Origin of the sequence: Nonomuraea sp. MG754425 (assembly GCF_021699195.1) — a bacterium.
Taxonomy (GTDB): domain Bacteria; phylum Actinomycetota; class Actinomycetes; order Streptosporangiales; family Streptosporangiaceae; genus Nonomuraea.
On the sequence record NZ_SSXE01000126.1, the window covers coordinates 1 to 15592 of the forward strand.

General features: G+C 72.6%; 11 protein-coding genes. 7 read left to right on the forward strand and 4 right to left on the reverse strand.

Annotated features, from left to right (window positions below):
* Positions 1-795 (reverse strand): helix-turn-helix domain-containing protein (locus FAF44_RS34925; RefSeq protein ID WP_237107614.1); only part of this gene is annotated, 795 nt, incomplete at its 3' end.
* Between the two features lie 308 nt (positions 796-1103).
* Between FAF44_RS34925 and FAF44_RS34930 the strand changes: the two genes are divergently transcribed.
* Positions 1104-2183, forward strand: coding sequence for an exo-alpha-sialidase (locus FAF44_RS34930; RefSeq protein WP_237107615.1), 1080 nt, complete (start codon positions 1104-1106; stop codon positions 2181-2183).
* Between the two features lie 17 nt (positions 2184-2200).
* A complete protein-coding gene (locus tag FAF44_RS34935) occupies positions 2201-2497 on the forward strand; it encodes a hypothetical protein (RefSeq protein ID WP_237107616.1) in 297 nt (98 codons plus the stop codon).
* Positions 2498-2553: 56 nt separating this feature from the next.
* Here FAF44_RS34935 and thyX read toward each other — a convergent pair whose 3' ends face one another.
* The 3 genes from thyX to FAF44_RS34950 form a co-directional block, all read right to left on the reverse strand.
* Positions 2554-3288, reverse strand: coding sequence for an FAD-dependent thymidylate synthase (gene thyX / locus FAF44_RS34940; protein ID WP_237107617.1), 735 nt, complete (start codon positions 3286-3288; stop codon positions 2554-2556).
* A 467-nt stretch (positions 3289-3755) separates the two neighbouring features.
* Positions 3756-4949, reverse strand: coding sequence for an amidohydrolase family protein (locus FAF44_RS34945; RefSeq protein ID WP_237107618.1), 1194 nt, complete (start codon positions 4947-4949; stop codon positions 3756-3758).
* A gap of 46 nt (positions 4950-4995) precedes the next feature.
* Positions 4996-7122 (reverse strand): anthranilate synthase component I, encoded by a 2127-nt coding sequence (locus FAF44_RS34950; protein WP_237107639.1) that lies wholly within the window; start codon positions 7120-7122, stop codon positions 4996-4998.
* Positions 7123-7376: 254 nt separating this feature from the next.
* Here FAF44_RS34950 and FAF44_RS34955 point away from each other — a divergent pair, with 254 nt between their 5' ends.
* From FAF44_RS34955 to FAF44_RS34975, 5 genes are all read left to right on the forward strand, one after another.
* Positions 7377-8573: a cytochrome P450 gene (locus FAF44_RS34955; protein WP_237107619.1), complete on the forward strand. Its 1197-nt coding sequence runs from the start codon at positions 7377-7379 to the stop codon at positions 8571-8573.
* A 60-nt stretch (positions 8574-8633) separates the two neighbouring features.
* On the forward strand, positions 8634-9272 hold the full coding sequence (locus FAF44_RS34960; RefSeq protein ID WP_237107620.1) for a TetR/AcrR family transcriptional regulator: 639 nt from the start codon (positions 8634-8636) through the stop codon (positions 9270-9272).
* A 141-nt stretch (positions 9273-9413) separates the two neighbouring features.
* Positions 9414-12917 (forward strand): S8 family serine peptidase, encoded by a 3504-nt coding sequence (locus FAF44_RS34965; RefSeq protein ID WP_237107621.1) that lies wholly within the window; start codon positions 9414-9416, stop codon positions 12915-12917.
* Positions 12918-13009: 92 nt separating this feature from the next.
* Entirely contained in the window at positions 13010-14596 is a 1587-nt protein-coding gene (locus FAF44_RS34970; RefSeq protein WP_237107622.1) for a CocE/NonD family hydrolase, read from the forward strand.
* On the forward strand, positions 14578-15534 hold the full coding sequence (locus FAF44_RS34975; RefSeq protein WP_237107623.1) for a YafY family protein: 957 nt from the start codon (positions 14578-14580) through the stop codon (positions 15532-15534). The genes FAF44_RS34970 and FAF44_RS34975 overlap by 19 nt, the downstream gene beginning before the upstream one ends.
* Positions 15535-15592: the final 58 nt, after the last annotated feature.

Below are 15592 nucleotides of genomic sequence, written 5' to 3' on the forward strand. Positions count from 1 at the left end.
GGGGCGGCCGAACGCGGCGGCGGTCTCCTCGTCGCTCGGCCAGAACGTCTCGATGGCCAGCTCAGACACCGTCACGTCCACCGGGGTGCCGAACGTGGCGATCGTGGTGAACATCGACAGCACCCGGTCGCCGGCCGCGATCCGCAGCGGCACCAGGATGTCGGCGGGCGAGGGCACGTGCGCCACGTTCAGATCGACGCCCGGGTAGGTGTAGGAGGCCAGCTCGTCGTGGAGTTCGGCGAGCTGGCCGTTCCCCGACATCTCGGCCTGCCTGCGGAGCTGGTGCAGCAGGTGGGCGCGCACCTCGGCCAGGTTCAGCAGCCGGCCGCCCATGGCCTGCGGGTGCAGCGAGAGCCGCATCACGTTGACGGGCTCGGCCAGCAGCTCGGCGGGCACCCCTTCCATGAACATCCCGGCGGCCGAGTTCGCCGCCACCAGGTTCCACACCGCGTCCACCACGACCGCCGGGTACGGCTCGTGCCCGGCCAGGATCTTGTCCAGCGCCCGCCGGACGACGTCCATCTCGGGGGCGCGCACCTCCCGTTCCGGATAGACGGGGGCGAACCCGGCCGACACCAGCAGCCTGTTGCGGTGCCGCAGCGGCACCTCCAGCTCCTCCGACAGCCTCATCACCATCTCGCGGCTCGGACGGGCGCGGCCCGTCTCCAGGAAACTGATGTGTCTCGCCGAGACGTCGGCCTCGATGGCCAGGTCGAGCTGGCTCACCCTCCTGCGCTGCCGCCACGATCGCAGCAGCTCACCGAAGGAATCCTGTGGTACGGCGACGGCTCCCATGACGGACACGGTAGCGGGACCCGGGGAAGGGGTTCGATTACCCCCCAGGTCATGGGGCCGGAGCGGGGCGTGCGGGAAGCGGGTGGTCCGTCGCCCGCTTCCTCGGGAATCGCCCAGTCCTCGGTAACTGTCGGTGGCGCGTGACACGATGGCCGCGAGCGACCACCGACACGGGAGCGACGCCTCGCTGCACTCCCGCCCTGAAGAAAGAGGTCCCGCCCACCCGGCGGTCACCCGCCCGCTCCACCCCGGCGGTCGGCCGCAAGCGGCACCAACGCCACATACGCACGTTCGCTTGAGGAGATTCGATGAGTGACGCAGTGCTCGCGATAGGCACCCGCAAGGGCCTGTTCCTCGCCCGTTCCACCGGCGGCGGCCCCTTCCGGATGGAGCCGATCCGGTTCTCCACGGTCGCGGTCCACTCGGTCGCGATCGACACCCGCGCCGGCACCCCCCGGCTGCTGGCCGGCATCGAGTACGGCCATTTCGGGCCGTCCGTCATGTACTCCGACGACCTCGGTGAGACCTGGCAGGAGGCGGAGCGTCCGCCGATCGCCTTCCCCGGGAAGACCGAGGCGACGCTGAGCCGGGTGTGGCAGCTCACGCCCTCGCCGTCGGAGCCCGGCGTGGTGTGGGCGGGCGTCGAGCCCGCCGCGCTGTTCCGCTCGGAGGACGGCGGCGTCACCTACCGGCTGGTCGAGGGGCTGTGGGAGCATCCGCACCGCGAGAGCTGGCAGCCGGGCGGCGGCGGGCTGTGCCTGCACACGATCGTCAACCACCCCACCGACCCCGAGATCATGGCGGTCGCGGTGTCGGCGGCCGGCTTCTACCGCACGACCGACGGCGGGCTGTCGTGGGAGGCGGCCAACAAGAACATCCGGGCCCCGTTCATGCCCGAGGGGCAGCAGTATCCCGAGTTCGGGCAGTGCGTGCACAAGGTGTCCATGCACCCGACGCGGCCCGAGCGGCTCTACCTGCAGCACCACTTCGGCGTCTACCGCAGCGACGACTTCGGCGGGAGCTGGCGCGACATCGGCTCGGCGCTGCCGTCCGACTTCGGCTTCCCGATCGTGGTGCACCCGTCGCGGCCCGACACCGTCTACGTGCTGCCGCTGGCGGCCGACATCGACCGCATGCCGGTCGATCACCGCTACCGGGTCTTCCGCAGCGACGACGGGGGCGCCAACTGGCAGGCGTTCTCGGCCGGGCTGCCCGAGGGGCCGGTGTACGCCACCGTGCTGCGCGACGCGATGACCGCCTCGGAGGCGGGGGTGTTCTTCGGCACGCGCGACGGCGAGGTCTACGGCTCGCGCGACGACGGCGAGAACTGGTCGCTGGTCGGCCGCCACCTGCCCGACGTGCTCACGGTGCGCGCGGCGGTGCTGTGACCGTGCCGTGCAAACCGGTGACGATGGTCGTGTTCGTGCTGCCCAGTTCGCTGCGCCGGTGGGTGAGCGGGCGCACCGAGGTCAAGGTCTTCGCCGTCGGGGCCGATCGCGACTCCCCGCCCACCCTGGGTTCGGCCCTCGACATGCTGCGGCGTACGCATCCGATGCTGGAGGAGCGGCTGCGCGACGACTACGGGCGCATCCGCAGGCACATCAGCATGATCGTGTGCGGGGAGAACTCCCGCGGGCTCGGCGGCCTCGACTGCGCCCTGCCGCCGGGCGCGGAGGTCTACGTGCTCCCCGCGCTCGCCTGAACGGTCCGGCCGCCGACGAGGACGGGGCCCGGTGACAGACCCCGGCCTGGACGGGCTCAGGGGCAGACGCGGCCGTTGGCCTCGAACGCCGCGTGGGTGAGCGGCATGAGCCGCGCCCACTGCTCCTCCATCCGCTCCGCGACCATCTCGATCTCGCGCTGCGGGAACGACGGGAAGGCGGAGTCCTCGCGCTTGACGCGCAGCGACAGGAAGTTCATCAGCGCGCGGGCGTTGCAGGTGGCGTACATCGAGGAGTAGAGGCCGACGGGCAGCACCGTGCGGGCCACCTCCCGCGCCACCCCCGCCTCCAGCATCTCAAGGTAGGCGCGGTAGGACTGACGGCAGCTCTCCTGGGTCGCCTCGGTGACCAGCTTGTGCTGCTCGGGGCTGCCGGGGGTGAAGACGTACTTGCCGGGCCTGCCCTCCTGGACCAGCTTGCGGTCGGGCCCCGGCACGTAGAAGACCGGTTCGAGCTGCCGGTAGCGGCCGGACTCCTCGTTGTAGGAGAACGTCCGGTGCCGCATGAACTCGCGGAAGACGAAGATCGGCGCGCTGATGTAGAAGGTCATCGAGGAGTGCTCGAACGGCGTGCCGTGCCGGTCGCGCATCAGGAAGTTGATCAGGCCCTTGGAGCGCTCGGGGTCGGCCTCGATCTCGGCCAGCGAGCTCTCGCCCTTGGTCGAGACCCGCGCCGCCCAGAGGACGTCGGCGTCCGACGCGGCGGATTTGATCAGCTCCACGTCCATGTCGCTGCGGAACTTGATCTCGGTCTGCGGCTCGACCTCGCCCATCCGGGCCCCCACTCGTGTCGGCGATGTGACGACCCAAGCAAACCAGGTCGGGCCCCCGCGCGCGAGTCGGCGCCCGCCGCCCCCTCACCTCGGTACGGCGGGCGCCTCCTCAGCTCGCGCCGCAGGTCAGCAGCGCACGGCGGCCCGGTCGCGGGTCACCAGGCCGGTGGTACGTGTGCAGACGAGCCGGCCGCCCTTGATCGACGGCGAGTACCCGCTGACGCCCGCTGCCGCGGTGACCTTGACCGGCGCGGCGGGCTGCTCGCGTCGAGGGGCCTGGCGTGGACGCGGAAAGCGGCGAACTCGGCGTCGTACGAGCCCAGACCGCCTGTCTGCCGTCGGTGGCCGGGTAGTAGTTCCACCGCTCGCCTTCCGAGAGGGACACCGGCCCGCCGCCGCCGTGCAGGCGTCCGGTGACGATCCGCCGGTCGCGGGCGGCCGTCGGTGACGGTCCGCAGCGGGCGAGGTCAGAGGCGGTAGATGCGCCGCGCGTTGCCCGAGCCGATCATGTGGGCGACGCGGGCCGCGTCGGACGCGCTCCACTCCCCCGCGGCGATCCTGGCCCCGAGCGCGCCGGCCAGGGCCCGCCGGTAGGACAGCGCGCCCAGGTAACCGGTCTCGGCCAGGCCGCGGCAGCCGGAGCTGAACACCTGCTTGTGGAACGGCGCCAGCTCCAGCAGTTCGTCCATGGCCCTGGCCGCGGCTCCGGCGCCGTACGGCAGCGCCAGGCCGACGTCCACGTACACGTGCGGGAAGACCCCCGCCAGGTGGGCGGCCTGGCGGTGGAACGGGTAGCAGTGCAGCAGGATCACGGGCACGCCGAGCGGCTGCAGCGCCCCGGCGAACGCGCTGAGCCTGGCCGGGTCGGCGCGGTGCGGCTCGAAGGCCGCTCCCCCGTGCTCCCAGCCGTGCCCGGCCCGGGAACCTCCCGCGTACCCGCCGCCGAAACCGCTGTGGAACTGCACCGGCAGGCCCCGCTCCCGCGCGATGTCCACCGCGCTCCACAGCAGGTGGCGCAGCAGGACGTGGTCCGTCAGCGGCTCCTTGGGGTCGGCCAGACGGCGGTTGGCCGCCGCGATCACCGCTCCCCTGGCGGGCCTGGCCGGGTCGAAGTCGAGGCCGCACAGGGCGCCGATGACGGTCTTGAGCCCGACGGCCCTGGCGGCCCTGGCGGCCAGTTCGTCGCCCAGGGTGTCGAGGTAGTCCACGGCCAGCTCGGCGGTCGCGGCGACGTCCCGCTCGATGCGCTCGATCCGGACCAGCTCGTCGGCGGCGGCACCGCCGTGGCGGCCCATCTCGGCGGCGGTCAGCACCTCAAGGTCGTCGGGGGCGGCATCGACCAGGAACGCCACCACCCCGGCCCCGGCCAGCAGCCGCCGGTTGACCTCGGCCGCCCCCAGCTCGGCCCGGCGGGCCAGGTAGACGGCGGGCGGCGCGTGCGGCTCCAGGTCGAGCAGCGGCGCGCACCAGCGGCGCACGGCCACCCCGAACGGCGTGTCGAAGTGGGTGGTGCCGGGCGGCGCGGGGCTGCCGCCCCCGCCGAGGAGCAGCTCGAACTGCGCCCGGCCCAGATCGTCGCGCCGCACCCCGTGACAGTGGTGATCGACGAGCGGGGCGAGCAGCGCGTCACGCACCGTGCCGGGCAGGTCTACGGGGAGCATGCGGGGAACTCTAGGGGAGCCCCGCACGCCCCCGCCCGTGTTTTACCTACCTGCGGGACAGACGCAGCACGTTCGCGATGACCTTCGCGCCCGCGCCGCCCTCCTGGGTCAGGATCGACTCGGGGTGGAACTGCACGGCGTAGCGGTGCCGCTCGGCGTCCTCGATCGCCATGACGTTGCCGTCGGGCGTCAGCGCGGTCGGGGTGAAGCCGACCACGCCGGGCCGCTTGGCGTGCAGGGAGTGGTAGCGGGCCGCGGTGAACTCCTCGGGCAGGCCCTCCAGCAGGGCGCTGTCGCCCAGCTTGGCGACCTGGCCGCGCTTGCCGTGCTCGGGGTAGTCGAGCAGCTCCAGGGTGCCGCCCGCGTGCTCCACCATGGCCTGCAGGCCCAGGCAGACGCCGAAGACCGGCAGGTCGCGGGCGTAGACCTCGTCGAGCAGGGCCGAGATGCCGAAGTCGGTCGGCCAGCCGGGGCCGGGCGAGAGCACCACCAGGTCGGGGGCGATCTCGTCGAGCATCGGCGCGGGGAAGCCGTGACGCAGCGTCACGACGTCGCAGCCCTCCTGGCGGAAGTAGTCGGCCAGGGTGTTGACGAAGGAGTCCTCGTGGTCGACGAGCAGCACCTTCATGCCCTGGCCCGGCTGCTCCCTGACCTGCGGGCCGGTCACGACCTCGGGCTGGTTGACCGCGGCGAGGGCGCCGAGCAGGGCGCTGGCCTTGAGCTCGGTCTCGCGCTCCTCGGCCTCGGGGTCGGAGTCGAACAGCAGCGTGGCCCCGGCCCTGACGGTCGCCACGCCGTTCTTGATCTGCGCGGTCCGCAGGGTCAGGCCGGTGTTCATGGTGCCGTCGAAGCCGATGAAGCCGATGGCGCCGCCGTACCAGCGGCGGGTGGTGGCCTCGTGGTCCTCGATGAACTGCATGGCCCAGGTCTTGGGCGCGCCGGTGACGGTGACCGCCCACATGTGGGTGAGGAAGGCGTCGAGCGCGTCGAACTCGGGCCGCAGCCGGCCCTCGATGTGGTCGACGGTGTGGATGAGGCGGGAGTACAGCTCGATCTGGCGGCGGCCGATGACCCTGACGGTGCCGGGGACGCAGATGCGCGACTTGTCGTTGCGGTCGACGTCGGTGCACATGGTCAGCTCCGACTCCTCCTTCACGCTGGACAGGAGGGTGCGGATGGCCTCGGCGTCCTCGACCGGGTTGCTGCCGCGGGCGATCGTGCCGGAGATGGGGCAGGTCTCGACGCGGTCGCCGCTGACCCGGACGTACATCTCGGGCGAGGCGCCGACCAGGTGCTCGCCCTCGCCGAGGCTGATGATGAACTCGTACGGGGCCGGGTTGCTCTTGCGCAGGCCGCGGTAGAAGGCGGACGGGTCGGCGCAGGTGGCGTGGAAGACCTGGCCGGGCACGACCTCGAACAGGTCGCCGCGCTTGAACTTCTCCTTGGCGGCGGCCACGACCTTGGCGTACTCGCCCCTGACCGGGTCCTGCGGCAGTGCGGCGGGGACGACCGGCGGGGCGGAGGAGCCGGTGCGCTCCAGGCCGCGGGTGGTGGCGCCGTCGACGGTGAACTCGTAGCGGTACTCGATGCTGGTCTCGCGCTGCCGGTCGATCACGACCAGCCGGTCGGGCAGGTGCAGCACGAGGTCGCGCTGGTCGGCGGGGCGGGCCAGTTCCTGTCTGATGGGCTCGAACTGGAAGGCCAGGTCGTAGCCGAAGGCGCCGTAGAGCCCGAGGTGCGGGTCGTCGCCCCGGAAGGCGGCGATGACCTCGCGGATCGCGGTGAAGACGGTGGGCCTGCGACTGCGCAGTTCCTCGGGCAGCAGGTCCTCCGAGTCGGGGACGTGCACCTCGACCCGGTCGGCGGTGGGCTCGGTGACCGGCTTGCCCGCGGCCAGCAGGCACGAGGCGACGGCGGGCAGCACGACCCGGCCCCGCTCGTTGAGCGCGGTCACCGAGATGTTGCGGCCCTTGGCGACCAGTTCCAGGCATGGATCGACGTAGCCGAAGGCCCAGCGGCTGTAGCGGCCCGGGTAGTCCATGCCCGAGGAGAAGGCGCCGCCGCGCCGCTCCGTCAGGGCTGTCACGATCTCTTCGAGGGCGGCCTCGTCCACCTCACGTGTCTCGCGCTCGACACTGATGCCCCCGGCAGTGGTATATCCGCTCGTCTCCACTTCCTGCCCCTTCACCACGTCAAATGATCGGGCCCCGGCGCGGACACGAGAAAGGCCGCCAATCCGGGGCGGCCGTCCGTTGGGAATGCGAAACACGCGCCGCCTAGAAGCGGCGCCACCACTGGAGCTGAGCGTGATATCGCATGAAGACCAGGGTAACCGCCGGACCATGATCGCGCAACGCGACTCGCCGGGCCCCGCTCGCACGGGTTTCAATACAGGGCTGTACTGTATTTGAAGGAAGGGAGTCCCCCATGACCGAGGCTGATCCCCACATGACGGCGATCGCGCTGCCCACCGCACGGCCCACCCCGTTCGACCCGCCCGTGGAGCTGGGCGAACTGAGCGGGAGCCGGCCCATCACCCGGCTGTCCTACCCCGACGGCCATCTCGGCTGGCTGGTCACCAGCCACGCGCTCGTCCGCGAGGTGCTGGCCGACAAGCGCTTCAGCGCGCGCTCCGAGCTGCGGCACATGCCCATCGAGCCCTCCGGCGAGGCCGGGCGGCCCGCGCCGCCCGGGATGTTCATCTCGACCGACCCGCCCGTGCACACCCGCTACCGCCACCTGCTGACCGGCGAGTTCACCGTGCGCAGGATGCGGCAGCTCACCGAGCGGATCGAGGAGGTCACCCGTGTCCACCTCGACGCGATGGAGCGGCAGGGCCCCCCGGCCGACCTGGTGGAGGCGTTCACCGCGCCGATCCCCGCCGTGGTGATCTGCGAGCTGCTCGGCGTGCCCGAGGACGAGCGCGCGCGGTTCATCGCCCAGGGCGCCATGCTCAGCCGCGCGGACGTGTCGTACGAGGACAGGTTCGCGGCCTACCTGGCGATGCAGGCCCACATGAAGGAGCTGGTGCAGGCCAAGCGGGCCGCGCCGTCCGACGACATGCTGAGCGGGCTGACCAGGAGCGACCTCGACGACGAGGAGCTGGCCAACATCGGCTTCATGCTGCTGGGCGCCGGGCTGGACACCACCGCCAACATGCTCGCCCTGGGCACCTTCGCGCTGCTGCGCGACCCCGGCCAGCTCGCCCTGCTGCGTTCCGGGCCCGAACGCGTCGAGCAGGTGGTGGAGGAGTTGCTGCGCTACCTCAGCATCGTCCCCTTCCTGGTCCGCACCGCGCTGGAGGACCTCGACCTGGGCGGCGAGCGGGTCGGCGCCGGGGAGACCGTCACGATCTCGCTCGCGGCGGCCAACCGCGACCCCGCCCGCTTCCCCGACCCCGACCGCCTGGACGTGCTCAGGCCGGCCGGCGGCCACGTGAGCTTCGGCCACGGCGTGCACCAGTGCCTGGGCCAGCAGCTCGCGCGGGTGGAGATGCTGGCGGGCTATCCGGCGCTGTTCGCCCGCTTCCCGGAGCTGCGCCTGGCCGTCGAGCCCGGCGAGGTGCCGCTACGCACCGACATGGCCATCTACGGCGTGCACCGCCTGCCCGTCACCTGGGGGTGACGGCGGGTCAATAGACTCCAGCCGGACGACCTGACACGAGCTGAGAACGACGCGAGGGGCATGGCCGAGCACCAGAAAGCCGGGCACCAGGTAGCCGGGCACGACACCGGCCGCACGCGACCGGCACGGCCTCCTGGCCGCCCGCGCAGCCAGGAGGCCGACCTCGCCATCCTGTCCGCGGCGCTCGACCTGCTGATCGACCAGGGCGCGGCGCTGACCAGCATCGAGCAGGTGGCCCGGCGCGCCGGGGTGACGCGGGCGACGGTCTACCGCCGCTTCGCCGACAAGACGGCGCTGCTGGTGCGGACGCTGGAGTGGGCCAACCACGACGACGACCCGGGGTTCACCGGCTGGCGCGACATCGAGCACATGGTCGCCGACTGGGCGGCGTACCTGGCGGTGCCGCGCAACCGCCGCCTGCTGCGCCGCCTCTACGGCAGCGTGGACGACTACCCCGAGCTGATGGCCGCCTACCGGCTGGTCAACGGCGGACGGCGGGCGGCGGTGGTGCGCGAGATACTCATCCGCACCCGCGAGCTCGGGCGGCTGCCGCGCGAGGTGGATCCGGCGGTGCTGCAGGAGATGCTCACCTCGGCGGTGATCTACCAGGCCAGCACCCTGGCGGAACACGAGGACCGGGAGGGGATCGCGGCGCATTTCATGGCGATCCTCCAGCAGGTCGGTTATCGGGCCGGATGAGACGACATTCGGTCTGACCAGATTACATTTCACCGCGAAAAGTAACTTTTCACGACATCTCTTGCTTTCCGAACACGATCTCTTCACCCTTCTCGACAGAGGCGTAAAGATCACCTCTCCCCATGTCGTGAAGGAGAGCCAGTGCCCCACACCCCCCGCTTACGCGCGGCCCTGATCGGGATCGCGACCGTCGCCGGCCTGCTGGTCCCGCAGGCCGCGGCACAGGCGGCGCCGGATCCCGGCAAGATCGACGCGACCGTCCAGGCGCAGTTGGCCCAGGACGACAAGGCCACCTTCTGGGTCCGGATGAAGGGCAGCGCCGACCTGAGCGGCGCCCGCCGCGCCCTGGCCAAGGAGACGAAGGCCGAACTGGTCTTCGAGGCCAAGAATGAGCAGGCCGAAACCTCCCAGGAGGGCCTGCGCAAGCTGCTCGACGCCCGGCACGCCGACTACGTCCCGTACTGGATCGTCAACGCGGTCAAGGTGACCGCCGACGAGAAGCTCGCCGGGGAGATCGCCAAGCTGGCCGAGGTCGAGCGCATCGCCCCGATCCGCACCCTGGCCCTGCCCGAGCCCGTCGCCGGCACGCCGCAGGCCAGGGTCAAGGCCCAGGACGCGGCCGTCGAGTGGAACATCGACCGGATCAACGCCCCGCGCGTGTGGGACGAGACGGGCAACCGCGGCGAGGGCATCGTCATCGCCAACATCGACTCCGGCGTCCAGTTCGACCACCCGGACCTGGCCGGCAGCTACCGGGGCAGGAACCCCGACGGCTCCTACACCCACGACTACAACTGGTTCGACCCGGCGGGCATCTGCCCGACGGCGGCCCCCTGCGACAACAACGACCACGGCACGCACGTCATGGGCACCATGGTCGGCGCGAACGGCATCGGCGTGGCGCCCGGCGCCAGGTGGATCGCGGCCAAGGGCTGCGAGGTCAACACCTGCACCGACGCGTCCCTGCTGAAGGCCGGCGAGTGGATGGTGCGGCCCACCGACCTCAGCGGGCGCAACCCGCGCCCGGACCTCGCGCCGGACATCGTCAACAACTCCTGGGGCGGCGACGGGTTCGACCCCTTCTACAAGGAGGTCGTGGACGCCTGGCTGGCGGCCGGGATCTTCCCGGCCTTCGCCAACGGCAACGAGGGCCCCGCCTGCCAGACCAGCGGCTCGCCCGGCCAGTACGTGACCGCCTACAGCGCGGGCGCGTTCGACAGCGCGGGCGCGCTCTACGCCCGCTCCAGCAAGGGCGCGGGCGAGGACGGCGAGATCAAGCCGAACATCGCGGCCCCCGGCGTGAACGTGCGCTCCTCGATCCCGGGCGGCTACGACGCCTTCACCGGCACCTCGATGGCCTCGCCGCACGTGGCGGCCACGGTGGCGCTGATCTGGTCGGGCTCGCCCGGTCTGCAGGGGAACGTGGCCGCCACCCGGCCGCTGCTCGACGGCACCGCCGTGGACGTGTCCGACACCAGTTGCGGGGGCAGCGCGGCCGACAACAACGTCTGGGGCGAGGGCAAGCTCGACAGCTACGCGGCCGTGCTGGCCGCCCCCGACGAGGGGCTGGGCGACCTGTCCGGCGCGGTCACCTCGGGCGGGGAGCCGGTCTCCGGCGTCACCGTCACCGTCACCGGCCCGATGACCCGCACGATGGTCACGGGGGCCGACGGCCGCTACGCCGTCCCGCGCCTGCTGGCCGGGGCCTACCGGGTGAGCGCGGAGAAGTTCGGCTACGGCCGGGGCGAGGCCGCCGTCACGATCACCGCCGACCAGGCGGCGAGCGCGGACGTGCCGATCACGCCGCTGCCGACGGCCACGGTGTCCGGCGTGGTCGGCACGGCCGGCACGCCGGAGGCGGGCGCGACGGTGGAGGCCGCCGGGACGCCGGTGAGCGCGGTGACCGACGCGGCCGGCCGGTACTCGCTGACGCTGCCGCACGGCTCGTACGAGCTGCGGATCACCCCGTCCTCCCGCTGCTCGAACACCGCGACGGCGGCCGTCACGGTGGCCGGCGACGTGACCGAGGACGTCGACCTGCCGCTGCGCGGCGACAACTTCGGCTACACCTGCGCGAGCGGGCCGCAGGAGTACGCGGCGGGCACCGAGAAGCTGGCGCTGACCGGCGACGACGAGGCCCAGCAGGTGACGCTGCCGTTCCCGGTGCCGTTCTACGGCACGGGTCACACCAAGGCGTGGATCGGCACGAACGGGTTCGTCACGTTCGCCGCCGACCGGGTCACCACCGGCAGCAACGGCCGGCTGCCCACGACGGGCACGCCCAACAACGCCGTCTACCCCTACTGGGACGACCTCATCGTGGACGCCCAGGCGGGGGTCTACACGGCGGTGACCGGCACGGCCCCGCACCGGACGTTCGTCGTCGAGTGGCGCAACGTGGGCTTCTACAACGACAGCGGGCAGCGGGTGTCGTTCTCGGCGCTGCTCGGTGAGGACGGCTCGATCGGCTTCCGCTACAAGGACATCGAGAGCGAGCGCGACCGGGGCGACAGCGCCACGATCGGCGTGGAGAACGCGGCCGGCGACGACGCGCTGCTGTACTCCTACGAGGAGCCGGTGCTGTCCACCGGGCAGGGCCTGACGTTCACGGCGGGCCGGCACGGGCTGGTCACCGGCGTGGTCACCGACGCCAACGACGGCGAGCCGATCGCCGGGGCGACGGTGGAGGTGGGCGACGTGGCCACCTTCACCACCGGCGCGGACGGCTCGTTCTACGGGCAGGTGCTGGCCGGCGACTATGAGGTCACGGTGTCCAGGGCGCACTACGGCACCTTCACCCAGCCGGTCACGCTCGCCCCCGCGGAGGTGACCCGGATCGACACGGCGCTGGTCACCGGGCGGGTGAGCGCGTCGTCGGCGGAGCTGGCCGTGGTGATGCCGGCCGGATCGAGCCGGACGCGGACGGTGGAGCTGACGAACCTGGGCTCGGCGACGCCGTACACGGTGGCGGGCGAGCCGTGGTTCACGGTGAGCCCGGCGTCGGGCGAGCTGGCCAAGGGCCAGACGGTGCGCCTGGAGGTGAAGCTGTCCAGCGACGGGGTGACGCCGGGCACGTTCCGCGAGGGGCGGCTGACCGTCGAGTCGGCCAGCGGCCGGCAGCCCACCATCGAGATCAAGGTGACGGTCGTGGTGTCCAGGCACCAGGTGGCCATCGACACGGGAGCCACGAAGAACTTCGTGGACTCCGCCGGTGACACCTGGACGCCGGACCGGAAGTACGTCCAGGGCGGCTACGGCTACCTGGCCGACCAGAACCGCACGCACAGCACGTCCAAGACGATCTCCGGCACGGGCGACCAGGCGCTGTTCAGGACGGCCAGGGAGTCGATGCTGGAGTACCGCTTCGACGGCGTGCCGGCCGGGACGTACACGGTCGAGCTGGACTTCGCCGAGGTCAGGAACATGCGGATGGGCCAGCGCGTGTTCGACGTCCTGGTCGAGGGGCAGCTCGCGATCCCGGCGCTCGACCTGGCCCTGGAGTCGGGCACGTACACGGCGGTGAGCAGGCAGTACACGGTGAAGGTGACCGACGGCCAGCTCAACGTGCGCTTCGCGACCCGGCAGGGCGCGACGATCGTGAACGGGCTGCGCGTCACCGAGCGTCCCGACCGGGCCGCCTCCTGACCGCCGCCGCGCCCCCGCTCCGCACGGGCCGGGGGCGCGGTGGCCGACCCTGGGGTACCACGCACCCGGCGGCATATGTTACTGGTTGGTATATGAGACGCGTGCGGCTCCATCGCGACCTTCCGGTGCCGATGCCCGACGGCGTGACGCTGCTGGCCGACCACTATGCCCCGGCCGGCGGGCAGCGTGCCCCCGTCATCCTGATGCGCTCCCCTTACGGCCGGCGCGGCCTGTTCGGCTGGTACTACGGCCGCGGCTTCGCCCGGCAGGGGTTCCACGTGGTCATCCAGAGCTGCCGGGGCGGTTTCGGCTCCGGCGGCCTGCTCGACCCGCTCGGCGACGAGCACGAGGACGGCCTGGCCACCGTGGCGTGGCTACGCGAGCAACCCTGGTACGGTGGCGCGTTCGCGATGTTCGGCCCCTCCTATCTCGGCTACGCGCAGTGGGCCGTCGCGCCCTACGCCGGATCGGAGCTGAAGGCCATGGCCGTGCAGATCACCGCCTCCCAGTTCAGGGACGCCGCCTACGTGGGCGGGGCGTTCGCACTGGAGTCGGCGCTGAGCTGGACCACGCTCACCGACGGCATGTCCCGCCGCTTCGGCGGCACCTCCGCGCTGACCGCGCCCCGGCTCACCCGGCGGGCGGTGCTGTCGGGCCGCCCGGTGGCGGAACTGGACCTGGCCTCGGCGGGCCGGCCGCTGCCGTTCTACCAGGACCTGCTCACGCACCACGCCGACCCGGCCGTCCCCTACTGGGACAGACGTGACTTCTCGGCCAAGGTGCGTGACGTGGAGGCGGCGGTCACCATGCTGGGCGGCTGGTACGACGTGTTCCTGCCGTGGGAGCTGAAGGACTACGCGGCGCTGCGGGCCGCGGGCCACCGGCCGTACCTGACGATCGGCCCCTGGTACCACGTGGACACCCGGCACAGCCGGCCCACCATGGAGGACGCGTCCGCCTGGTTCCGCGCCCACCTGCTCGGCGACCCCTCGCGGCTGCGGCCCGACCCGGTGCGCCTCTACGTGACGGGCGCCGAGGAGTGGCGCGACCACCCCGACTGGCCGGTGCCCGGCATGCGGGAGCAGCGCTGGCACCTGCAGCACGGGTTCGGGCTCGGCGTCGAAGGGCCGCTGGAGGCCGGGCCCGACCACTTCCGCTACCACCCGTCCCATCCGACGCCGTCGCTCGGCGGGCCCGTCCTGCTGGGCGACTCCCGGCCGCGTGACCAGCGGCGTCTCGAGCGGCGCCGCGACGTGCTGGTCTACGACTCGGCGGAGCTGGGGTCGGACGTGGAGATGATCGGCCCGGTGCGCGCCGAGCTGTACGTGCGCTCCAGCACGCCGTCCACGGACGTGGTGGTGCGGGTGTGCGACGTGCACCCCGGCGGGCGCTCCATGAACGTGTGCGAGGGCGTGCGCCGCCTGGTCCCCTCGATCCCCGACGGGGACGGCGTACGCCGCGTGGACGTCGATCTGTGGCCGATCGGGCACCGGTTCGCGCGCGGCCACCGGATCAGGGTGCACGTGGCGGCGGGGGCGTACCCGACGATCGCCCGCAACCACGGCACCGGCGACCTGCTCGGCGCGGACGGCGCGATGGTGCCGGCCGACGTCGAGGTCTTCCACTCCCCCGTCCATCCCTCGGCCGTGGTGCTGCCGCTGTGCGCGCCGCACGCCTGATGTCGCTGGTCCTGCTGCTGCAGGGCCGGGGCGGGATGACGGCGGCGGAGCTGGCCCGTGAGCTGGAGGTCTCCGAGCGCACCGTGCACCGCGACGTGCTGGCGCTGTCGGAGGCGGGCGTGCCGGTCTACGCCGACCGGGGGCGGGGCGGCGGCTACCGGCTGCTGGACGGCTACCGGACCCGGCTGACCGGGCTGGACCGGGAGGAGGCCGAGGCGCTGTTCCTGTCGGGGGTGCCGGCGGCGCTGCGCGAGATGGGGCTGCAGGACGTGGCGGCCACGGCCCGGCTGAAGGCCGCCGCCGCGCTGTCGCCCGCGCTGCGGGACGCCCCGGCGACCGCCGCGCAGCGCTTCCACCTCGACGCGCCCGGCTGGTTCGCCGGTGGCGATCCGCCGCCGGCCGCGCTCGCGCCGCTGGCCAGGGCGGTGTGGCGGGACCGGCGGGTCGCCGCGGTGTACAAGGGCGAGAGGCGGGTGCTGGAGCCGTACGGGCTGGTGCTGAAGGCGGGCGTCTGGTACGCGGCGGCCCGGCACCGCTCCCGGTTCCTGATCTACCGGGTGCACCGGTTCGGCGAGGTCTCGGTGCTGGAGGAGCGCTTCGACCGGGACCCGGGCTTCGACCTGGCGACCTTCTGGGCGGGGCAGGCGGCGGAGTTCGCCCGCTCGCTGCTGCGGGAGGTGGTCACGCTCCGGCTCAGCGAGCGGGGCCGGCGGATGTTGCGGCACGTCGCCGACCCCGCGGCGCTGGAGGACGCGCTGGCCTCGCTGCGGCCCGACGGGACCGTGCGGCTGGCGGTGGAGTCGCTGGAGGTGGCGTTCTCGCAGGTGCTGCGGTTCGGGCCGGAGGCGGAGGTGCTGGACCCGCCGAAGCTGCGGGCGATGACGGCCGACGCCGCCGCCCGCACGGCCAGCCTGTACGCCGAACACGATCCGCGCTAGCGCCTGCCGGGCCCGGGAAACCGGCGCGACGTGTCATGTTATTCACCAGATCGCTGTG